At 58.8% G+C, this 21,910-nt stretch carries 18 protein-coding genes; 10 read left to right on the forward strand and 8 right to left on the reverse strand.

The features are described 5' to 3' along the window. The coding region (locus tag AC1XOS_RS02980; protein WP_481960729.1) for a PDZ domain-containing protein at positions 1–1,219 on the reverse strand (1,219 nt) is incomplete at its 3' end. A gap of 127 nt (positions 1,220–1,346) precedes the next feature. On the opposite strand from AC1XOS_RS02980, the gene AC1XOS_RS02985 reads away from it, so the two are divergent. The 8 genes from AC1XOS_RS02985 to AC1XOS_RS03020 all read left to right on the forward strand — a co-directional run bounded on the left by AC1XOS_RS02985 (position 1,347) and on the right by AC1XOS_RS03020 (position 8,783). Beyond that, a complete protein-coding gene (locus tag AC1XOS_RS02985; RefSeq protein WP_309710968.1) occupies positions 1,347–1,922 on the forward strand; it encodes an ANTAR domain-containing response regulator in 576 nt (191 codons plus the stop codon). Position 1,923: 1 nt separating this feature from the next. Next, entirely contained in the window at positions 1,924–3,636 is a 1,713-nt protein-coding gene (locus AC1XOS_RS02990; protein ID WP_481960730.1) for a GAF domain-containing protein, read from the forward strand. Between the two features lie 198 nt (positions 3,637–3,834). Then, positions 3,835–4,341, forward strand: coding sequence for a Sec-independent protein translocase subunit TatA/TatB (locus AC1XOS_RS02995; RefSeq protein ID WP_481960731.1), 507 nt, complete (start codon positions 3,835–3,837; stop codon positions 4,339–4,341). A gap of 19 nt (positions 4,342–4,360) precedes the next feature. Continuing rightward, positions 4,361–4,594, forward strand: coding sequence for a Sec-independent protein translocase subunit TatA/TatB (locus tag AC1XOS_RS03000; protein WP_481960732.1), 234 nt, complete (start codon positions 4,361–4,363; stop codon positions 4,592–4,594). After that, the gene (gene secG, locus AC1XOS_RS03005; RefSeq protein WP_481960733.1) at positions 4,591–4,839 is read left to right on the forward strand and encodes a preprotein translocase subunit SecG; all 249 of its coding nucleotides are present in this window, start codon (positions 4,591–4,593) and stop codon (positions 4,837–4,839) included. Before AC1XOS_RS03000 ends, secG begins: the two co-directional genes overlap by 4 nt. Before the next feature lie 195 nt (positions 4,840–5,034). Next, complete coding sequence (locus AC1XOS_RS03010; protein WP_481960734.1) at positions 5,035–6,573, forward strand: BamA/OMP85 family outer membrane protein; 1,539 nt, start codon at positions 5,035–5,037, stop codon at positions 6,571–6,573. A 3-nt stretch (positions 6,574–6,576) separates the two neighbouring features. After that, positions 6,577–7,482, forward strand: coding sequence for a nucleotidyltransferase domain-containing protein (locus tag AC1XOS_RS03015; RefSeq protein ID WP_481960735.1), 906 nt, complete (start codon positions 6,577–6,579; stop codon positions 7,480–7,482). Further along, positions 7,479–8,783, forward strand: coding sequence for a glycosyltransferase family 39 protein (locus AC1XOS_RS03020; protein WP_481960736.1), 1,305 nt, complete (start codon positions 7,479–7,481; stop codon positions 8,781–8,783). Before AC1XOS_RS03015 ends, AC1XOS_RS03020 begins: the two co-directional genes overlap by 4 nt. On the opposite strand, the gene AC1XOS_RS03025 is transcribed toward AC1XOS_RS03020, so the two are convergent. From AC1XOS_RS03025 to AC1XOS_RS03040, 4 genes are all read right to left on the reverse strand, one after another. Then, positions 8,751–9,938, reverse strand: a complete 1,188-nt coding sequence (locus tag AC1XOS_RS03025) for a hypothetical protein (RefSeq protein WP_481960737.1) — start codon at positions 9,936–9,938, stop codon at positions 8,751–8,753. The two genes, AC1XOS_RS03020 and AC1XOS_RS03025, sit on opposite strands and share 33 nt — an antisense overlap. A 3-nt stretch (positions 9,939–9,941) precedes the next feature. Further along, on the reverse strand, positions 9,942–11,966 hold the full coding sequence (locus tag AC1XOS_RS03030) for a hypothetical protein (RefSeq protein WP_481960738.1): 2,025 nt from the start codon (positions 11,964–11,966) through the stop codon (positions 9,942–9,944). Positions 11,967–12,105: 139 nt separating this feature from the next. Continuing rightward, positions 12,106–12,975: an alpha/beta hydrolase fold domain-containing protein gene (locus AC1XOS_RS03035; RefSeq protein ID WP_481960739.1), complete on the reverse strand. Its 870-nt coding sequence runs from the start codon at positions 12,973–12,975 to the stop codon at positions 12,106–12,108. Then, complete coding sequence (locus AC1XOS_RS03040) at positions 12,976–13,734, reverse strand: SDR family NAD(P)-dependent oxidoreductase (protein ID WP_481960740.1); 759 nt, start codon at positions 13,732–13,734, stop codon at positions 12,976–12,978. It lies immediately after the preceding gene. Between AC1XOS_RS03040 and AC1XOS_RS03045 the strand changes: the two genes are divergently transcribed. After that, positions 13,733–13,906, forward strand: coding sequence for a hypothetical protein (locus tag AC1XOS_RS03045; RefSeq protein WP_481960741.1), 174 nt, complete (start codon positions 13,733–13,735; stop codon positions 13,904–13,906). The genes AC1XOS_RS03040 and AC1XOS_RS03045 overlap by 2 nt on opposite strands. 261 nt (positions 13,907–14,167) lie before the next feature. On the opposite strand, the gene AC1XOS_RS03050 is transcribed toward AC1XOS_RS03045, so the two are convergent. Continuing rightward, positions 14,168–15,502, reverse strand: a complete 1,335-nt coding sequence (locus AC1XOS_RS03050; protein WP_481960742.1) for a DUF1552 domain-containing protein — start codon at positions 15,500–15,502, stop codon at positions 14,168–14,170. A 21-nt stretch (positions 15,503–15,523) separates the two neighbouring features. Further along, positions 15,524–18,556 carry a DUF1592 domain-containing protein gene (locus AC1XOS_RS03055; RefSeq protein WP_481960743.1) on the reverse strand — a complete coding sequence of 1,011 codons (3,033 nt, stop codon included), beginning with the start codon at positions 18,554–18,556 and terminating at the stop codon, positions 15,524–15,526. Positions 18,557–18,821: 265 nt separating this feature from the next. On the opposite strand from AC1XOS_RS03055, the gene AC1XOS_RS03060 reads away from it, so the two are divergent. Further along, on the forward strand, positions 18,822–20,078 hold the full coding sequence (locus AC1XOS_RS03060; protein WP_481960744.1) for a PQQ-binding-like beta-propeller repeat protein: 1,257 nt from the start codon (positions 18,822–18,824) through the stop codon (positions 20,076–20,078). Here the strand turns inward: AC1XOS_RS03060 and AC1XOS_RS03065 are convergent. Then, complete coding sequence (locus AC1XOS_RS03065; protein ID WP_481960745.1) at positions 20,065–21,897, reverse strand: glycosyltransferase family 117 protein; 1,833 nt, start codon at positions 21,895–21,897, stop codon at positions 20,065–20,067. The genes AC1XOS_RS03060 and AC1XOS_RS03065 overlap by 14 nt on opposite strands. Positions 21,898–21,910: the final 13 nt, after the last annotated feature.

Raw genomic sequence — 21,910 nt, forward strand, 5'->3', positions numbered from 1 at the left:
TCACTTTCACATCCAGCGGCTTCTTCTCGCCAAGGCGGCGCAGTCGAACACTTAGCCCCGTTTTCTCGGCATCCTCTAGCGCCTTAAACCAGTCCTCATTGCGTATCAGAGTGGCTGTCTTGACCCCATTGATGCTCTCAATCACATCACCCGGCTTGATGCCCGCTTTTTCGATGGGCATATTTGCCATCACGCCCACGACCAAGCGCTCGCTTGTCTCGCGAACGACTCCCACCTGCCAGCCCCACTTGGGGACGCGCTGGTTGCTGGCGGGCTCTTTGGGCTGACTGGCGAAGAAGCGCTTGGCTCCAGCGATAATAAGCGCGGCGCAGAAAATCGCAAAGACGGCCCCGATCCACAGATCCCGCCTCTCTTGCTTGGAAAAAGCGGCGTAGCGAGCGTTGGCGATCAGCAGGCCAATCCCCATCGGCACCCACGCGGGAATCGGGAGGCCCGTGGTCTCGACAAGCACCAGCGCCAGCGCAAGAAGCCCAAAGACCCACCAGAAGGTTCGCTTGAGTGGGATCTGCCACTCGGGCTTTAGCCTTGGGAACTGGACAATGGCCGCAAAGAAGAGCGCGGGCAGCAGCACATCGGCGGGGCCAATCGTCACCCCAGAGAGAAGCGGGATGGCTTTCGTGAGCTGCATCGGTAGCTGCGGCTGGGGCGAGCCGCCCCCCACAGAGACCAAGGAGATCAGCTTAGAATTAGCCTGCATCGCCTGCGCCACCGTGCCCATGGTCACCATCACGATATCAAAGAAGATCACAATCCCCGCCAGCGCCAAGAGTGTGTTGGGATGCTTGATAATCTTGCGCCCCAGGGCTGCCCCCATCAAAATCACGCCCACCGGCAAAAAGAGATTGTTGGCGGTCAGAAAGAGCGGCAGAGGCACCGGCACACGGAATGTCTCCGTGAGAAGATAGACCACGCCCATAGGGACGGCAAGTAAAAGCCCCACGAGTCCTAAAAATCCTGGGCTCTGGGGAAGACGTGCCGCTCCTGCGGCGGCAGTCATCAGGGCGAGCAAGAGAGGGAACAGATAGACTAGCGATCCGAGATGCCCCGCCACACTCTGCGCAGCAGGAATGGGCACCCAAACGCCTAGATAACGGTTGAGGAGCGTGAGCAGAAACGCCCCGAAAGCACCACCGACCAGTGCCCAAAAGGCACCCGAAACTTGCTGAGGCGATTCATGAGGTGAGGTGGAGACTGTCATTGGTACCTGTTCATTAGCCTTGCAGGTGGCAAGGATGCTAAAATCAGTATACAATCGAAAGCTGTCGCGTGTCTATGGCGGAGGTTTTGATCTTACTGCTGAGACACAAGTAAGGAGTTTTGAATAAGTGGAACCACTGCGAATTGTGATCGCAGACGATGAGCCCATCATCCGAATGGACCTCCGGCGTACGCTGGAGAATATGGGACACATCGTAGCGGGGGAGGCTGGGGACGGTCGCCAAGCGATCGAAGTCACCCGCGAACTCAAGCCAAATGTCGTGATCCTCGACGTGAAGATGCCCCAAATGGACGGAATTGACGCCGCCAAGGTTATCTCCACGGAGGGTGTCGCACCTGTCCTGCTCCTGACCGCCTACTCCGACCGGGAGCTTGTGGAGCGGGCTAAGGATGCAGGCGTCTTCGCCTACCTGATCAAGCCTTTCAAAGAGGCAGATCTAATGCCCGCCATCGAGATCGCCATCGCTCGTTTCGAGGAGATGCTGGAGATCGAGAAAGAAGTGGCAGACCTGGAGAACAAGCTAGAGACCCGAAAAGCGGTAGACCGCGCCAAGGGGATCTTAATGGATCTCTACGGACTCAAGGAGCAAGACGCGTTCCGTCGTATCCAAGTCCAGAGCATGAATACCCGTAAGTCCATGCGTGAGATCGCTGAGGCGATCATTATCGCAAACTCGGTCTGACGTGCAAAAACAAACCGCAGAGGAGCTTCAGCGACTTCTGGAGCGACGCGAGCACGAGCTAGCGGATGCCCGTCAGCGCATCCGCCAGCTTGAAGAAGCACTCGATGCACGCGCCTCTGAGGCAGCTGCCCTCCGCCGTATCTCTGAAGCCACCGGTCAGGTGGTCACGACCGACGACATCCTTCCCTTAATCGCCGAGATCGCTCTGGAGGTGACCGACACAGAGTCCGCTCTGGTCTATCTCTTCAACGAGTCGGGCGACACTCTGGTACTACGCGCCGCCACTGACGAGCCGATCAAGCCCCTTATTGGCAAGCTACGGCTGAAGATCGGCGAGGGGATCACGGGGTGGGTTGCAAAGGAGAAAAAACACGTCGCGCTGGCTTCCGAAGCCTGGAGCGACGAGCGCTTTAAGTTCCTCCCCGAGCTCAACGAGGACCGCTACCAGAGCATTCTCTCGGTGCCGCTTATCTGGCGCGATGAGTGCATTGGCGTGGTCAACGTTCGCACGCAGGCCCCCCACACCTACACCAAAACCCAAGTCCAGCTCCTCTCGGCCATTGCCTCCCAAGTCGCGGGGGCCATCCAGACCAGCCGCAAAGTGCGCAACGCCGAGAAAAGCGCCACACATCTCTCGACCGTGGCCGAGGTCTCACGAACCATTACCTCCAATCTCTATCTGGAAGAGATCTTGCAGCTCGCGGTTGCGGCCATGGCCCAGACCCTGAACTTTAAGATTGTCGCTCTGCGCCTGGTGGATGAAGAGAAACAGCAGCTCGTCGTCAAGGCCGTGCACGCCGCCTCAAAAGACTACGCCCGTCGCCCACCGCTTCATATTGGCGAAGGTCTAGCTGGGCGCGCTGCCGAGACGGGAAAAGTGGTCACGGTGCTTGATGTCAAAAAATCCCCCGACTACAAGTTTGGCGATATCGCCCGTGAGCAGAATCTTACGAGCTTAGCGTGTGTGCCGCTCAAAGTGCGCGACCGGGTGATTGGCGTGCTCAACTGCTACACCGACCAGCCCCATGACTTCACTGAGGGTGAGCTCAACGTGCTCTCGACACTAGGTAACCAAGTTGCCGTAGCGATTGAGAACGCCAAGCTGATGGTCAAAGGTGCCCTGCTTCAGGAGATGCATCACCGCGTTAAGAATAACCTCCAGCAGATTGCCAGCCTCTTGCGCCTCCAGAAACACTACGCCGGCGATCGGCCTGCCACCGAAGTGCTGGAAGAGTCCATAGGCCGCGTGATGGCCGTCTCTGCGGTCCACGAGCTACTCTCTCGCGAGGATCTGGACACGATCTCCATCCGCAAGATCGCTGAGCATATCGTTCTGGCGACCAAGCAGAGCCTGACGCTCCCTAACAAGCGCATTGAGTTCCGGGTAGAGGGGCCCGAGCTGCGCCTCTCCAGCCACCAGGCAAACTCCGTCGCGCTGGTGCTCAACGAGATGGTGCAAAACGCCGTCGAGCATGGCTTCAAGCTCGCCGATGAGGGAACGATTCTGGTGCGCCTCATGGAAAAACCCAATGACTGGCTCTTAGAGGTGCGTAATACGGGCGATACCCCCCGCCCCGACTTTAACCCGGACAAGCACCACGACCTAGGGCTACAGATCGTCCAGGGTCTCGTGCGCGGCGACCTTCAAGGCGAGTTCAAGCTCCTCCGTGATGGCGAAGAGACCGTCGCCTCCATCCGCTGGCCCAAGACGTAACCGCGCCTAGAGTACGTAGAGTGCTCCGGCGATTTCCGCAAGGCCTGGGAAGTGAGTGGCTCCTGGGCAAGCACGGGGACAGCAATCAGCAAACTGGCAGTAGTAACAATAGATCTAAGGTTGCGGGTCACGAGAGGGTTTCGCGTTTTTTCGAGGCACTTTTGAGCCACGATATAATGTGTTTCGTAGAGGCGGATCATGTATACGTTTGCTTATCTTGGAATGCAGAATATTGTCATCATCTTGGTGATTGCCCTGCTTATATTTGGACCTCAAAAAGTGCCCGAACTGGCTCGTCAGATCGGGGGGGCACTGCGTGACCTGAAAAAGATGTCCAATGACGTTCAGTCGGCGTTCGATTTGGACGATCACTCGTCGTACGATCGCTACGAGCCGCCCACGTACGAGTACACCCCTCCGGTCAGTACGACCTATGACCACGAGCCGCTGGATCAGTATGGCTTGCCTGCTGTCGCAGAGCACCCAGCTATCGAAGCGGCGGACACGGAGCACTCTGTTGATGTTGATATTGATATTGATACAGAGCACTCCACGGAGACGCTGGTGGATGCGGTCGCCACGGAGCAGCTCGCAGAGGCTATCGCTGTAGTACCGCCACTTGAGCTGGAGGCGGGAACCACCGTATTAGAGGCGGAGACCACAAAAGAAGCGCTAGGGGTCGCTGCGGCGGCAGAGAGCGCTTAAGGAGAAGAGTTAGACTGCTATGTTGAACATAACATTTGCCTATTTTACAAGCTACACCGACTGGCTTATTGTCGGCGCGATCGTTCTGGTTCTGTTTGGGGGAAGCAAGATTCCTCAGCTCGCCCGTGGGCTGGGTGAGGGAATCCGTGAGTTCAAGAACTCCATCAATGGCGAACCCGCTAAAGAGGAAGAAGACGAAAAGAAGCCTGAAGGCGATAAAGAAAATAAAGAGAAGACAGGCAACGAGTCATGAGTATCGTCATCGGTATCCTCACGGGAGTGATGCTTATTCTCTCGGGAGGGCTCATCTGGATTGTCACGATGCAGACCCCTAAAAACGAGGGGTTCGGCGGTGGCGTCGCCAACACTCCTAGTAGCAACTTCCGCGGCAAAGCAGGCTACGATGAGATGCTCTCTCTCTACACCCGCAACCTCGTGATCGGCTGGATGAGTACAGCGCTCCTGCTCTACATTCTCCACGAAGTGAGTGGAACCTAAAAAAACTTTCCCGGCTACCTGTAAGCACAGGTAGCCGGGAGTAACTAGTTTTTTACTTCAGAGCACGCGGTGCCAAGCAGATAAGCATAGAAAGCTACCGCGGCAACGCAGTAAACCAGGATTCCGATCCACATCGTCGTATATACCCTCTGTTCTATTCTAACAAGGGTTCTCCTTTCTGTCAAGGCGGTTGGCATGCGCCGTTTTTGCCTCGTAGGTTCTGGTTTGGTTCTCGTGGGAGCCCCGACACAAGCACAAGACATTACGCGGATCCAGAGTATTGAGGTAAGCGGAACCTCTGTCCTACCCTCTGCCTCCGTACTGGAAGTTGCAAGAACCATGCTAGAGGGCAAAGAAGCCCAACCCGAAGCTCTCCGCGGCGCTTTTGAGGCAATCAAGGCGCTCTATCAGGCCAAGGGCTACACGCTTGCACAAGTCGTCGGCTACCAGCTCTCACCAAGTGGCACGCTCTCTCTCACGATTGCCGAGGGACGTATCCGAAAGATCACGATTCAAGGAGCCAAACGCACCCGCCTTTCTGTTATCCACGAGGCTCTCTCGCAGCATGAAGGGACGGTCTACCGCGCGGCAACGATTCAGCAAGACCGGGCGCGACTGGGGCGGCTGGGAGTCTTCAGCGAGGTACTTATCAGCGGTGTCCCTCCCGAAGAGAGTGATGCCACCGACACCATTGGCCTTGTGGACTTAGTAGTGAAGGTCAAAGAATCGCAGACCGGCAATGTCGCCGCGACCGTCGGCTATGGCGATGGAACGGGGCTGGTGGGGTTTGTGGACCTCACAGAGAACAACCTGCTTGGAAATGCCCAGCGCGTCTCAGCTCAGTGGCAGCGGTTTGGGCGGGTGCTCCTTGATAACGATGGCTTTCTGGTGCAAGAAGACCCTCGGACGGCGTTTTATGTCACTCTTCAGCGCCCTGCTATCGGCCCGCGAAGCCTCGCCTATGGCGTGAGTGTCTATGACCAGAACACAATTTTCCTGCCCACGTTTGGAACTCCGATAGAAACGTTCCGGAGCTACGAGCGCCGCAAGGGCTTCAATGCACAGCTAGGCAGACCTATTGGAGGAGTCTGGAACCTTGCCCTCACCGCACGGCGTGATGTGGTGGGCTACGATCCCGTCCCGGATCGCCTCAATCCACCAACGGCAGAGCTGAGCCGCGCCGGTGCGACGGTTGGTGCGCTCGGGTTCTCGCTCGCGGCGGACACGCGAGACCGTGCGGACAACCCACGGACAGGACTTCTCCATCGCCTGCGCTACGAAGCAGCAGGCTCTCTGTTGGGAGGCACGCGTAGCTTCACACAGACCAGCCTGGATCTGCGCCGCTACAGCCCGATGAGTCTTCCTAAGAAGCCCAATGCCGTCTTTGCCTCTCGCCTTCTGGCAGGGATCTCCTCAGGCGATGTGCCCCTCTCCGAGCAGTTCTTTCTGGGTGGCTTCGACCTACTACGCGGCTACGAGTTCTTCTCCGTGCGCGGCGATAAGATGGTGCTAGGCTCTGCCGAGGCACGAGTCCCTCTAGGCGCAGACACAACCGGAGTGGTTTTTCTTGATGCAGGCAATGCCTGGCTGCCGGGCCAGAGTGTCTCGGCGAGTGGACTAAAGGTCGGAGGGGGCGTTGGGCTGCGCTTCCAGAGCCCCCTTGGCCCGATTCGCTTTGATCTCGCCTTTGGCAATGCATCGCGCACCTATATCTCCCTGGGACAGTCTTTTTAAGCGATGAGCAGCACTGTCGAGCGCCTCGCGTTGCGCAAGCTGGTCAGCCCTCCCAAGTGGCTCCCCGGCTGCATCGCCTACGAGACCATCATGGGATCCATGGCCTATGGCGTCTCCTCCGACTCATCGGACATGGATGTCTACGGCTTCTGCGTCCCGCCCAAAGACGATGTCTTCCCACACCTGCGCGGCGAGATTCCGGGCTTTGGACGGCAGCTTCAGCGCTTCGAGCAGTTTCAGCAGCATCACGTGGAGGATAAAGACGCTCTGGCGGGCAAGGGCCGCGAGTACGACCTGACGATCTTCTCGCTGGTCAAGTTCTTCCAGCTCGCGATGGAGAACAACCCCAATATCGTAGACTCGCTCTTCACCCCAAGAGAGTGCGTGCTCTACTGCAATCAGATTGGTGAGCGCGTGCGAGAGAGACGCCAGATCTTTCTTCATAAAGGCGCGTGGCATAAGTTCAAGGGCTATGCCTATTCTCAAGTCCATAAGATGGAGATCAAGACCCCACAAGAGGGCAGTAAGCGTGCACAAACTATCGAAGAGTTCGGTTTTGATCTGAAGTTTGGCTATCATGTAGTGCGATTACTTGATGAAATTGAGCAAATACTGACATTAGGCGATCTTGACTTGCAACGTGATCGTGAGCGGCTGAAAGCCATCCGACGCGGTGAGTGGAGCCTAGAGCAAGTCAAGGAGTTTTTTGTCACGAAAGAAAAAGAGCTGGAGAGCGCCTACACCAGTAGCAAGCTCCCACACAGCCCCGACGAGGCGGCGATAAAGACGCTCTTGCTGGAGTGCCTTGAAGTACAGTACGGCTCGCTGGAGAGTGCTATCACCCTGCCTGGCCAAGAGCGGGCGCTTCTGGCGCAGATAAAAGCCCTCTGCGAGAGAGCGGGCGTATGAAATCCCTCTATGCCATTCTTGCCGCCGCGTTTCTGCTCTCGGTGAGCTTTGCGGTCAAAGTCCCGCTTGACCATAATCCCGACGAGTCATCGCACCGTGACTATATTCGGCTCATGGTCGAGCAAAAAGGCTTGGTAATGTTTGTCCCAAGTAAGGGCCGAAAGCCTTTGCCTGCGCCCGTGATCGAGAAGATGCAGGCACGAGAGGGAATGACCGAGCTGCCCGAGGGAGCAATCAGTCGGGATGAGGCGCATCAGCCCCCCCTCTACTACGCTCTCGCGGCGCTGGTCTTTGCGATCACAGGCGGTGGGAGTTTACTGGCGCTACGCTTAGTCGCGCTACCGTTTCAGCTTGCGACCGTCTGGATTGCCTGGAAGGCGGGGCGAGATCTCTTTCCCAAGCGACCCGAGCTGGCTCCCGCGCTGGCGGCGTTTGTGGCTCTCTTGCCCACGCAGGCACAGCTCGGCGGCGCGATCAGCAACGATGCCACCACGCATTTTTTCTGCGCACTGATTGTCTGGCGCATGGCACGCTTCTTCGCCCCACATATCGCCCCGCCCCACCGCGCCCATGCTTGGGGGGAAGGAGCACTCTTAGGGCTCTTTTTCGGGCTGGGCCTGCTCACCAAGCTTACGGTGCTCCAGCTCTATCCCGTGCTCTTTGTGGCCTGTACGCTTGCCATAAAGCAAAAGCGCATCACGTTTGCCGACACTGTGGGAGTCTTTGGGGCTGCCGTGTTAGTTGGGCTTGCCTTGGCTGCTCCCTGGCTGGCGCGAAACCAGATGCTCTACGGCGATTTTCTTGCACAGACAATCTACAAAGCCACCGGGCCGAATTTTTCACCCAGCGCGATTAGCCAGGCGTTTGGCTGGAGTGGCGAGGACTATGCCCGCAATGTAGGGCTCCGCTCGCTGGCAAGCTTCTGGTATTTTCTGGCTCCCGATCTGCCCCCAAAGCAGTTTGTGGGGCCGCCCATTCTGCTCCTACTTGCGCTGGGGCTGAGCTTGTTGCCGCTCTTGGGGCTCTACAAAGCCAGCAAAGAGAAATCCGTCGAGCCTGTCTTTGGATTTACCACGCTGGTGCCACTATGTCTAGTGCCGTTTTTCACGAAGTTCGTCTACGAGGTGTTTCAGGCGCAGGGACGGTACTTTCTACCCTCACTGCTGGCTGTAGCGCTGGTGAGTGTGGGTGGGTTTGCCGCGCTGGGAAAGAGCAAGTGGGCCGCTTTTGTGCCGGCGGCCCTGCTCTTTTTGCTCTCGCTCTGGCAGCTAGTTGGTGGAGGATACGCCGCTAGTCGCTGAGGGACGTGCGGCCTGTGGAGCGGTAAGATAGCCTAGCCCCCAGCCCGCCGCAAAGAACACCAGAGCACAAAGGGCAAGCACTAAAGGGCGTGAGAGCGGGGCCATCGTGGGCGGCTCGTTGTTTTGCGGGTCATCGAGCTCAGGGAGGAGCCTAGGGCGAAACGGAGGAGGCTGCTTCTCCAGGCCCAGCTCAAGGCGTGCGTACTCTCGCCCGATCCGTGCGACCGTTTCCACGGTTTCCTCAGAGAGAGTGCCCCGCAGTGCCAGTGCCTTTAGGTTTCGGGCCATGCGAGCCCCGAGCCCCGCTCCCTCGCTGGTGCGTGCCCGCCAGTCGCCTGGCTCCAGAGTATCCCCGAGGCGCATTGTCTCTCCCACATGATCCGCGAGCAGATTGGCATCTTGCGCTAGGGTCTGGGTTAGCTCGCGGGTCGCCGCATCGTCCACGAGGGTTGGTGGAAGTGCGCCGACGAGCTCCGCGGAGAGGCGATCGGCGAGCTGCTTGATCTCCCCACGCCCTGGCAGCAGGAGCGAGGGCGCACGCAGTACCACCGAAAAGACACCGCGGGGCGTAGGACGCGTCGAAGGCCACCAGGTCGCAAACGTGGCAAACTGGCTGACTGCCATCAAGGAGTGCAGCCAGCGCTGAAGCATCGCCTCACTTGCCGGAGAGAACGGAAGCTCGGGCGCAAGCTGCTCTGGCACCGTGGGCTCTGCTGCCTTGGCCACGGGTGGCGGCGGGGTGAGGAGTAAAAGAGTCGTGTCCTGTCCACGCGACTTCTCCTGAATCGCCTCCCAGACCGCATCGGCTCCCATCAGAGTCAGTGGCCCTCCCATTCGGAGAACCTGCTCGCTGGAAAGAAACAAAAGAAGAAACTCGACCCCGCGCCGCTGCCCGGCAAGCTCTTGGTCATCAGTGATGCGGCTCAGTGCCCAGAGGTCTTTACGGATCTGCCAGAAGAAGAAGACTTTCTGCTCGACGCTAGGCAGCTCGATATCGGAGTAGAAGCCATGGCAGACAAAGCGGATAGACTCCGTCAGGCTCTCTTGAACCCCTGGCCCACCCTCCGCCACCATGGACGTCACTTTATAGTCGTCATAGGGGCCACGCCCGCTTCGGAACACGGCCCACTGCACCCCAATGTGCTCATCACTCATGGCTTACTTCCTTGTGGCACGACGCTCTTCAATGGCGGTCTGCCAGAGCTCGACAACCCTCTCAATATGCCGGATCGCGTCCAGATGCCTCTGTGTGGTAGTGTCCGTGCTTCCCAGCAGCCAGCGCCGTAGCTCGGTAAACGTGGTGACATTCCAGCGGAGTGCCCGTGCCGTCAGCCAAAGCAGGGGCGTGGCGCAGTTGGTGGGCGCGGTATCCTGCGGGGAGATCATCTCAAACTTGCGAGAGAGATCCGGCTGGCCATCGGGGCCATTGGCGGGACGCGAGGCGGTAATCGCTGTGGTCTTGAAGATCTCCGCATCGGCAAAACCAGGACCGGTCGCGCGGCACTTCTCCTCCCACTCCTGGAGAATGCCGAAAGGGCCGCTGTAGCGCAGCAGTGATGAGTTCACATCGTCTTTGCCGCGCACCCGTCGCTCGCCGTAGATAAGCTCATCCATCTTCACATGGTCAGGCAGCCCACTCGTTAGATCCACGCACTCGTCGCACTTGGTCATTACCATCCCGACTGGGATCACGCGGTTCTTTCCATTCCCCTCGATCCGGCCTTCGGTGTTCACCCCCATCTTGCGATCGGTCTTGCCATCAATGAGAATATCCATCACAGCACGGAAGGCATTCTGAACATCACTCAGCCCCTCTTCCTGAACCCCACGTCGTAGGCTTGAGATATCCCCGACAAAGAGAATCCCATCTGAGTCCGCGATCCGGTTCCAGTACTTTTTATGGGCATCGGCAGAGTGATCGCTGGTCACCAGCAAGCTTCCGGGGTAGTCGAGGAGGTTGATGCGCGCCACCTTAACGGGCTTATCGTTCTTACGCAGGCGCACAAAGACATCGAACTTGAACTCGCGCATGCCCTGCGTACTAGGGGGCCACTGGTTATAGGTGTAGATCAAGTCCGAGAGATAGTCTAGGTTGCGGTCTAAATAATAACGCTTCTGCGCCTCGTCAAGCTGCTCGTAGTTGACGGGCGTGATGTCCACAGGCTTGACAATTACCCCATAGCGCTCTGCTGTGTTCTCCATCCACTCTTTGTAGGCTCCGGCCAGCAGCACGGTCTTCCCCGACTCGCGGCCCCCGATCACAGTGAAGTTCATCTCCAGCGCCTCACCGCCCGTGGCGACGTAGCGTGAGTCGCGGCCCTGCTTGCCGCCTTGGAGAAAACGTAGCTTCTTGTCGGCGTCCCATGCCAGCTTTAGAGTCACACCAGCCCATGCAAACCCGATCAGGGTCGGAACTCCTGTTGCCCAGGTCATGAACGGCCAGCTCTGGATAGTGCCCTCTATCAGGCTATTAAACGGAAGCGTGAGAAAGCCCACCAGAGCCGCTTGGGGCAGGAGCTGAATCAGCCCTAAGTTGCCGCCTCCCATCACCGCATCGCCGCGCAGTGCCAGCTTGCGCGCCACCATCAGCCCAACAATCGCGGCGATCGCGTTGGCGATAAACCGAGAGATAAAGAACTCCGGGGAAGGCTTGTCCGTCCCAATTGAGGGGAGCACCGCACGCACGATCAAGATCGCGAGGGCCGCCAAGACCCCCGTGATCACACCCGTAATCGCCCAGTCCCGGATAGCATCCACTGCTTTGTAGCCGCTTCCCTTGGTCTTGGTGGCTTTCTTAGCGGCAAAAGAGCGAAAGAGTGCTGTGGAGACAAACGCCGCAATCGTGGCTCCCACGGGCACGAGGCTATAGGCAACACTGAGCCCCTGCGCCTTGCCCGATGCTATAAACGCCGACCAGAGCACTGCCTTGAGCCAGAGAAAAAAACCACCCAGGCCAATCAGTATCGCCCACTTGGCGAGCTCCGCAACCTTGAGGCGCTCCATCGGATCAAGCCGCTGGATCAGTTTTTTGTTAGCCGTCTTGGCCGTCACCAGAGGCGCGGGAGCCTCTGAGGGACGCTCATAGGCAGACAAATTCGGTTTGGGAAGCTCAGGAGGAGGCGTAGGAGCAGGAGCATCAGGCTCCGCTGAAAAGTCCGACTCGGTGAACATCTCTCGCCGCATAGCTTACTAAACCCCTATACAAACACATTGCCTGTGAGGATACCATAAAACTACCAGGGTAGAGTGTGGAATCCTACACGGTGAAATACTGGATTATAAGTCGGCAGATTTGCTTAAAAACTAGATCATCGCTTTCTCTCTACCGTTTCAGGTACTTGTCAAAGAAGGCGAAGAGAGCGGCATCGGCTTGCTTGGCTTGCTCCCCCCCGAACCCGTGGCCTGCGCCCTGTAGGGTCACCAGCTCCGCGTCTACTCCGGCGGCCAGAAGGCGATCCACCATCCAGATAGACTGCTCGTAGGCAACATAGTTGTCTTTGGTGCCGTGCACGCAGAGGGTCGGTGGCGCTTGCGGAGTTACCCAGTAGAGCGGGCTTGCCGTAATGTGCTTGGGACGTTCTTTTTCCACATTGCCCCCGAGAAACAGCGGCAGCACCTCGGCGGCATCCACGCTCTTGCCATAGGACTTGGTCAGATCGCTGGGGCCGTAGAAGTTCACGACGCAGTTGACTTTACTCGACAGCGTGGGGTTTCCACCCTCGCCCTCCAGCTCTTTCACGCCACCCGTTACCCCCAGATAGAGAGCCAAGTGCCCACCCGCCGAGCCGCCCGTCACCCCAATCCGCTCCGGGTTGATGTGGTACTTGGCGGCATTGGCCCGCAGCCAGCGCACGGCGGCTTTCACATCGTGGATGGCGGCAGGAAACGGGTACTTAGGCGCAAGCCGGTAGTCCACCGTGATCGCGACATAGCCCCGTGCCGCGAGCTGCTTGATGAGCCCATCGTAGCCATCGCGGGTTCCGGCACGAAAACCGCCGCCATGAATACAAAGCACGGCAGGAAACGGCCCGTCGCCTTTTTCAGGCCGCGCGAGATCGAGCTTCAGGTGCTGGTCATCGGGGTTGGTGAACTCGATACCCTTCTCAAAGACCACACCCTCTTGCGCCTGAGCTTGAACAGGCGCAAGTGCCAGTAGTATCAGCGCCAGTGCGACCAGTACATTTCGTTTCATTTAGTGCATGTCCAAGCCGCCGGAGATGTCAATTGAGCCGCCCGTGATGTAGGCAGCTTTCTCGCTGGCAAGATAGGCGATCAGCTCGGCGATCTCATCGGGGCGGGAGAGGCGCTTGACGAGTAGCTTAGCCATGAAGGCTTCCACATCTTTGTCGCCGCCGGTCTGGCGGCGCTCGGCGAAGTTTTTCTGCATCATGCCCGTATCCACGGCGGCGGGGCAGACACAGCAAACCCGAATGCCCTCTTCGCCCAGCGAGATCGCGGCGGACTTGGTGAGATGGATCATTCCCGCCTTGCTCAAGCCATAAATAGTCTGCGTGGGCCGACCGGAGCGCCCGGCGGCGCTGGCAACATTGACCACGACGCCGCCATTGCCAAACTTCTTCATCTCAACAGCGGCGGCCTGGGTACAGAAAAATGCCCCCTTGAGGTTGATGTCCATCAGCCAGTCGTAGGTCTCTTCCGTGACATCCCAGATCGGCTCCAGACGAAAGACCCCGGCGTTGTTGACCAAGCAGTCCAGCCGCCCCAGCTTTGTCGCCAAGGCCGCAAAGACCTCTCGGATCTGCGCGACGTTGCGGATGTCCAAAACGGCGGTCTCTGTCCCCTCGCCCACTTGCTCGGCGGCACCCGTTAGCGCCTCGGCGTTGATATCCACCAGCACGACTTTCCAGCCATCGCGCCGGAAGATCTTTCCTGTCTCGATCCCAATTCCCCCGGCCCCGCCGGTCACCACTACTACTTTTTGCTCGCTCATGCTGCTAAATTCCCCTCGCCCCCAGCAATTTCCTGTCACCAAATCGCAAAAAGATGCGTCTTTAGTCTCCGATGGCACGCTTCGCCAGTACACGCTCTCCTCGCAGGGCCTTTTTGCAGACTATCTCAAGGGCGATGGGCCGACCAAAGCTGGCCTGGCGACTGGGAACTAGATACCAAGCTCAACAGCGGCAACCTGCGCGGCTCATCGCTGATGTATGGAACGGAGGCGCTTACTGCTCCGGTGTCCTGTAGAACAAGCGCAAAAACTCACGCGGCTAGAGCGGCTGTAGTTGTGTGCCTGGCTCTGGGAGGCGATGAAGTGGGATCAGAATCGGCGCGTACGAGAGGCCGCACGTGCTTGCATGGACGAGCTACGCAGCTAAAACTCAGAGCCACTCCGCGGTGCGTGGCTCTGAGTTTGGACTTGGATTTTAGATTCCGGCGAGGCGGGTGGTGGCATCACCGAAGCGATCCAGCTTGACTCCCATGTTGTCCATGAGGGAAAGATAGAGGCTGCAGACCTTGCGGTTCTCGTCGCCCTTGTCGCGGAAGTTGAGCACGCGGCCTGTCTTGAGGGTGCCACCCATACCACCGACGGTCAAGATCGGCAGGTGGGAGTTGTCGTGGACGGAGCCGGAGTACATGTTCGAGAGCCAGAGGATACAGGTGTTGTCCAGAACGGTTCCCTGGCCCTCGGGCATGGCATCGAGCTTGCCTGCAAGATAGGCAAGCTGCGTGATGTAGTGCCGCGTGATGCGCTCGTAGCCCTCGGAGTTGTCACTGTGCGAGGCGATATGGTGGCCATCGTTGACATTGAGGAACGGGTAGAACAGCCCCGAGAGGTCGCGGCACATGAGCATCGAGGCGATGCGGGTCTTGTCGGTCTGAATGGCGAGCGCGACAATATCGCACATCAGCCGCATGTGATCGCGCAGATCCTCGGGAAGACCATCGTCGGGGCGCTTCATGGCGATCAGTGGCTTGCCCTTGCCCCGTGCGTTGTCCGCGGCTTTCCCCAGCTCGCTCCGCATCTTCTGGGCGCGCTTCTCCACTTCACGAACACTGTTCAAGTACTCATCCAGCTTGGAGCGATCCTCACGGCTGATCTTGCGGCGCAGGCTCGCGGCTTCGTCACTGACTCGGTCCAGCACACTCTCCATACGCTGGTTGCCGTTATTGTCAAAGAGGCTATCGAAGGCCAGCGACGGGTAGACCTCACTGGGGACGGGCGAGTCCGCATCCTGCCAGGAGATAAACGAGCTGTAGGCCATCGAGAAGTTCGACTCATGGTAGCCCGTGAGGGGCTTCTCACACGAGAGAACCAGGCTCGGCTGAGCCGTCTCTTGCCCTAGGCGCTGTGCCAGAACCTGATCCATGCTAACGCCGCCATGCAGCACCGCACCACGGCTAAGAGAGGCTCCCGAGAGGATACCGCCGGTCATTCCGGGGTGAATCCCGACGCCTGTCGAGGGTTTGTTAAAGAGCCCACTGATCACATTGAGCTTGGTCTTGAGCGGCTCCAGCGGCGCAAGGCTCTTTGACAGCTCCATCTGAGCGCCCTCGCCCTTGGCTCCCCAGTTATTGGGGCTGATTCCCGTTCCCATGAACTGCACCACAAAGCGCTTCGGAGGAGTGGCAGGGTCTTTTTGTGTGCTCCGTAGCGGGGCTCCCCAGACAGGCAGTGACTCTAGGAGTGGCAGGGACATCGCCACACCGGCTCCCCGGAGCAGGATACGTCGAGACAGTTTCGGTTCTTGGTTGGACATCGTGACTAACTTTCCTTGTGACTAACTTTCCTTCGTCGTCGTTGTTGTCGCCACGGAGACGCGGCGTGTGCGGAACTGTGGGCTGGTGACAATGGCCTCCACTAGCGTGTTAAAGCGATAGTTATTATTGATCAGCCGCTTTTGCATCTCCAAGAGGAGCGGCTCATCAGAGGGTAGCAGGGTTCGTCCTAGCGAGTAAGACAAAAGCTTGCGACCAAAGTTATCGAGAAAATCTTTCTGGCGGCGCTGCTTGAGGAACTCTTGGAGACCCGCGACATCCTCAAAGTCTTTTCCACCAGGGAACGGAGCGCGGCTATCCACCTGCTTGCCACCGCCATCTTTGGTGCGTCGCTCGCCAATCGGGCCAAACTTCTCAAAGACCAGGCCGTAGGAGTCGAAGCGAGCATGGCAGCCCGCACACGCCGGGTTCTTGCGGTGGGCCGCCAGCACCTCACGGAGGGTTTGATCCCCCATCTGGGTCTCGTCCTTGGGAAGCTCGGGCACCACGGCGGGCGGCGGGGGAATCTGCTCGCCCAGCAAGCGCCGCACGACCCAGTAGCCACGCCGCACGGGGCTGGTGCGTAGCCCCGAGGCGTTCTTAGTCATAAAAACGGCCATCGGGAAGAGGCCACCACGACCATATTTCTCCGCGCTCTGGACTTTCACCCAGGCATCTTTCTCCACTTTTATATCGTCCATGCCGTAGTGCTTGGCAAGGGGCGCATTGACGAAAGTATGCTTTGCGTAGAGCCAGTCGAGAACGGAGCCGTTGCTCTGGAAGGTGTCCATCATGAAGTGCACAGGCTCCTCGAACATCGCCTGACGCAGGGTGTCGTTGAAGCTCGGAAAGCGCTCGCGGTCCACGGCGTTGTGCTCTTCAAACCGGCGGAAGTCCAGCCAGTTGCCGCCAAACTCCACTGCCAGCGCCTGGACGCGTGGGTCTTTGAGCATGCGCCGCGCCTGAGCTGCGAGCACCTCGGGCTTGTGCAGCTCGCCCTTTACCGCAAGCGCCATCAGCTCGTCATCGGGCAGGCTGGCCCAGATAAAGTAGCTCAGGCGGCTCGCCAGTGCGAGATCTGAGAGCGGCTGAGTCTTCGCCTTGCTCGGCGGGGCTTGCACGTTCGACGAGAGAATCTTCCCGGTAGCGGGCTTTGCCGGTACAGCGGGCGCATCGCCATCGAGCCGGAACAGGAAGCTAGGCGACATCAGAATGCTGGCAACGCAGTCCCGAATGGCGCTCTCGTGGGGAATGCCCTCTTTCTGTCGGAGAGTTTTGTAGAAGCCTAGTAGGCTCGTGCGCTCGGCCTCGGTGAGGGGGCGACGGTAGGCACGGCGGGCGAAGTCGAGCAGCGCCTTGACATGCACCGGCTCCGCGGCGGCCCGGTCGCGCTCTTCCTGGCGGATATCCGCAGACGCGCGCTTGAAGTAGTCCTCATAGGCCGCCAGTGTCTCTGGTTCCGCTCCCTTGCGCTTGGCCTTGGCAAGATAAAGATCCGCGTAGCGCTTGATGAACTCCTCGCTCGCACTAGCCCGGTCGGTGTACTTGGCAAAGTTGAACTCCGGGTCGCGCTCAGCGAGGATTGTCTGCGCCTCAAGCCCCTCGTAGAACATTCCCTGGAGGTAGGTCTCCTCATTGTAGGCAGCCATGATCGCAAAGTCGCGCCAGAGGGCATCGAGCTCTCTCTGGCCCTTCGCGTCTAAAACCAGCTCCATCAGCGGCACATCGTCGCGGAAGTAGCTGGTTGCGTTGTGGGTTCCCCCGGTCAGCAGGCGATCGGTGCGCTGGAAGATATTGTCAGACTCCATTAGGCCACGCTCATCAATAAAGAACGCATCCGGGAAGATACTGCTGAACTGCTCGAAGCTCGCTTGATACGGAGCTCGCTCCGCCTCGCCTGAGGGGATAAAGAGATCCGCATCTACCGGATCGGTGATCATCTTCGGCGGGTCTTTTACCTGGCCCAGAGAGCCGCCTTTCACAGGGGCGGGGCGGCTTGCAGGAACGCCATCCACTTGCAGAAGCTTGTCGTTGAACTTGCGGCGGTGGGCCGCGTAGAGCCGGTCTTTCCAGAGGATATTGGTGAAGCTGCCTGCCCGGAACTCGGCAGGAACCTTAAGGTTTCCAAAGCGCCAGGCGATCTTACGACGCAGGCCAACAACCCACTCGCGTAGCTCGCGACTGCCGGCTTTAGCCGCCTCGGGGTCACTCGGAAGAGCGCTGAACTTTTTCTGGAGGGTCGCCACAGGCCCGACTTTGTACTCCGGGGCGTTGAGCAGCTTCCAGATCGTCTCTAAGTACTTCGCACTGACTTTCTCCTCCACAGCGACGGTCGCCAGAGGCTTACCAGAGCTCTTGAGCTTCCAGGCGGCGTAGAAATAATCGGCAAGCTCGGTGGGCTGGCTCTTGTAGAAGGCGACAATGCGCTTGGTGCAGAACTTATTGCGGTCTGTCTCCACCACAACAGGATGCGCAGCAAAGGCAAGCCCTGTGGAGGTGAGCGCCATGTGGTCGGAGATTTTCTTTGCCGCCGCGATGTACTTCTTCAGGAGTGCGGGAGAAAACGTCAGCGACTCGCCGGAGTTGTCAAAGCCTTCCTGGTTGGCGGGGTCTACCGGGAACTCTTTCGTCGGGCGAAGATCCACGCCCGTGAGATCACGAACCGTGTAGTCGTACTCGGCATTGCTGAGGCGCCGGGCAAGTACCGGGCCAGGGTCGCCTGCCGTGCGCGAAATCTCTAGCTGCCGTACGGCGGCAATCCAGGCCATGACTGCCGCGCGTTGCTTGTCTGTGGGACGCTTGGAGAAGTCGGCGGGAGGCATGTCTTTGGCATGCAGTCGCTCCATCACCAGAGTCCAGTGCGGCAGGTCTTTGACCACGGATGCCATGGTGGTGTAGCCGGCAAGGTTGAGCTGGGCCTGCGGTTTATCTTTCCCGTGACAGCCTGTGCAGTAGGCTTGCATAAACGGGCGAACCGTGCTTGCAAACTGCTTCTCCAGCTCCCGCGCTGTCGGCCCCACAGTCGCCGCCCCAGACCTCCCCGTCCATAAAAGCATGACAGAAAGCGAGAGGGTGGACGCCAAGGCGCCCCCGGTGTAAAGATTCAACCTGAACTTACGATGCATCATCTCAAATGATAGCATGTCTCCCTAGTTTCGTCGAATAGTTTCCCTCGTCATTCGCTCCTTTTTTACGAATCGCTGTGCCGCCGGTTGGAAACCGGCGTCTACAACAGCCTTCGTCTAGGGAACCTCATCGTAGCGCACTCGGGTATAGTAGGGCAATCCTAGATTTTTCCCAGAGCGGAAGAAAGAAGCACTCATGAAAATTCAAAATCTTGCGCTGGTGGCGCTGGCACTGACGGCAGTGGGGACGATGGCACGGGCCGACGACTGGACGCAGTGGCGTGGGCCGAAGCGCGATGGTGTCTCGCTGGAGAAGGGGCTGCTTAAGGCGTGGCCTGCCAGTGGGCCGAAGCTGATCTGGCAGGTGAAAGAGATTGGTTCAGGGTACTCCACGCCCGTAGTGGTGGAAAACCGGCTCTATGTTCTGAGCAACGAGGGGCTAGAGAATGAGTTTGTCCGGGCCTACAGCGCCACCAATGGCAAGCAGCTCTGGTCTACGCGGCTTGGCGCGGTGGGCAACCCCAAGCAGCAGCCCAGCTACCCCGGCTCACGCTCCACGCCCACCGTGGATGGCAAGCTGCTCTACGCACTCGGCTCCGATGGTGACCTGGCGTGCGTCGAGACGGCAACAGGAAAGCTTGTCTGGAAGAAGAGCCTGCGAGCGGACTTTGGAGGGACGGCAGGTGTCTGGGCCTACTCCGAGTCGCCCCTCGTAGACGGCAACAAGGTGATTGTCTCGCCTGGCAGTGAGAGCGCCGCGATGGTGGCCTTAGATAAGAAAACGGGCGCAACCCTCTGGAAGTCCGCGATCCCAGGCGAGAAAGCCGCCAGCTACGCATCTGCGATTGCGGTGGAGCTTGGGGGCGTGCGTCAGTATGTCCAGTACCTGAGTAAAGGTGTGGTCGGGGTGGAGGCCGCGACAGGCAAGCTGCTCTGGCGCTTCGACAAGACCCTCGACACGCGCTTTGGGATGCATGCCCTCACGCCGATTGCCTCGACCAACTTCATCTACACCGGCGCAGCGTCGGCCAGTGGCGCGGCGAAGATCAGCGCGGCGGCGGGGAGCTTCAGGGCAGACCCAGCCTATATCGAGCGCAAGGCTCCCAACGGCCTCGGGGGGGCAGTGCGCCTGGGCGACTATCTCTACGGCACGTCGGGGCCGGTGCTGCTCTGTACCGAGTTCGCCACAGGAAAAGTGCTCTGGGAGGAGCGCAGCATCGGGTCATCGGCGATCTGCTCTGCCGATGGCCTTCTCTTCCTGCACGGGGAGAACGGCGAGGTCGCGCTGGTTGAAGCCACCCCTGCAGGCTACAAAGAGAAGGGCCGTTTCGCGCCACCTGCTCAGCCGGATCGTGGCCAGAGCAAGGCGTGGGCACACCCGATTGTCGCCAATGGGAAACTCTATATCCGCGATCTGGGCTGCCTCTGGTGCTACGACATCAAGGCAAAGTAAGGCGCTTAAGCCCTGCCTCGACTTCTGAGTCACGGAAGATGAAGCTGGCCCCGGTGTAGTGCTCGCGGGCCAGCTCCTCTTGCCCTTGTTTCTCGGCAAGCTGGGCAAGCGCTTTATGGGCACTGAAGTAACGCACCATCACGTGGAGCTGGAGGGGATCACTTTCGTCTTCATTTCCATGGTTACGGTAGACTCCACGGGTCTTGAGCTGTGGCCAGAGAGCCGCGTTTTGCGCCAGAAGCGCCGTGCTCTCAGGGACATTCCCCGGTTCGTAGAGGCGCTGGGTAATGCCCCACGGGACGCGTACAAAAGGCTGGAGCCTCTGATTCAGCGTGGGGAATCCGACCTCTGCCGGGCGATCATCTTGCCTATCATCGGAGACAAGGAGCACCGGACGGTTCTCTGCAAGGGCCATGCGAACCAGGAGCTGAAGGTACGTGCCATCCGCTGTCGCCTCACGGGACAGGCCATGAAGAGAGGGTAGGCTAGGCCATTGACGCTGGAGATGAACAAAGTACCAGTCGGTGTCATTGCTGAGCGTCCCTTCCAACAAGTCCACATTCAGCACCGCGACATCGGGGCGCTGGTGTTTGACAAACTTAAGATACCAGAGGGTAAAAACGGTGTTATTGGTCGCCAGAACCACCGCATTTTTGGGCGAGCTGGTCAAGATATTCGCTGCAAAATCCGCTTCGATAAAGTTGCTGCTCTTCTCTGTTGTCGCCAAGTGAGTGGTCATCTGTACGAGGGGAGTTAGAAGTGCCAGGATCGCCAGAGGGCGCACCACCGGGGGACACTTGCCACTCAGCCACGTTCCCACCTGGCCCATGCCCACGGCAATCCAAGCGGCGACACAAAGATACGACGGAATGTAGTAGACATAGATATCCGCGATCGCGTAGTTTGTCGCGTAGATAATGTCCACGATAAACACCCAGCCCGTCAGCGCCAAGATAGCTCGTTTGCGTTTCCCGAGCGCGATCATCCCCGGCAGCATAAAAGCCAGAAAGACACCCCCAAACTCTTTCCAGAGTGCGCCCGAGGCATAGCTCCAGAGCCGCAGGTGCCAGGTTCCTAGGGGCTGGGTAAACATTAGCGGACGATACTGTGAGCCATTAACATGCTGGAAAAACCGGGGCCAAGTCTGCGGATCACCCCACTTGAGCGGCGAGTCACTGAAGTGCGCGGCGAGAGGAATATAGGCATAGAGAAGCAAGGGAAGCAGAAAAAGTGGCACGAGAGGCAAGAGCTTCTTGAAGCTGACTTTGTAAAGCGCTAATAACAGAAAGCCCGGCAGAAAAAGCGCCATCGTCAGGTTGTTGGTCAGGGAGAGACCATAGACCAGCACCAGTGACTTCAAGACAGGTTCGCCCCGCTCTAAGCGTACACTGAGCCAGAGAATCGTGCAGAGAAACAGCGCCGTGAGGGTATAGACCTCGCACGAGAGCGACTGCTGCCAGAGAGTCGGGGCAAAAGCAAGCAAAAGCGCTACGCTTACTGAGACAGCGCGTGAGGTCACGATGCTCGCAACAAAGCGATAGAACATCGCCACAGCTCCGGCTCCAAAGAGCGCAGTCATCAGATTGACGCGGGCGGCGGGCTCTTCGATCAGGGGCACGAGTCCAAAGAGAAACGCCCGTCCCAGAAGCGTGAAGAGCGGGTAGCCCGTGGGATGGCAGATCCCCAGCGTGTACATCGCCGTCTCAAAGTCGCCGTCATCGCCCGTGTAGATCGTCCGGCACATGGTCGCGGCATAAACGACGGCGGCGAGGGCAAAGAGCAGCCACGCGATCTTACGGTCGGAGAGGGTTTGAAGCACACCTAAAGTATCG

The sequence above is a fragment of the Armatimonas sp. genome, from assembly GCF_964826245.1.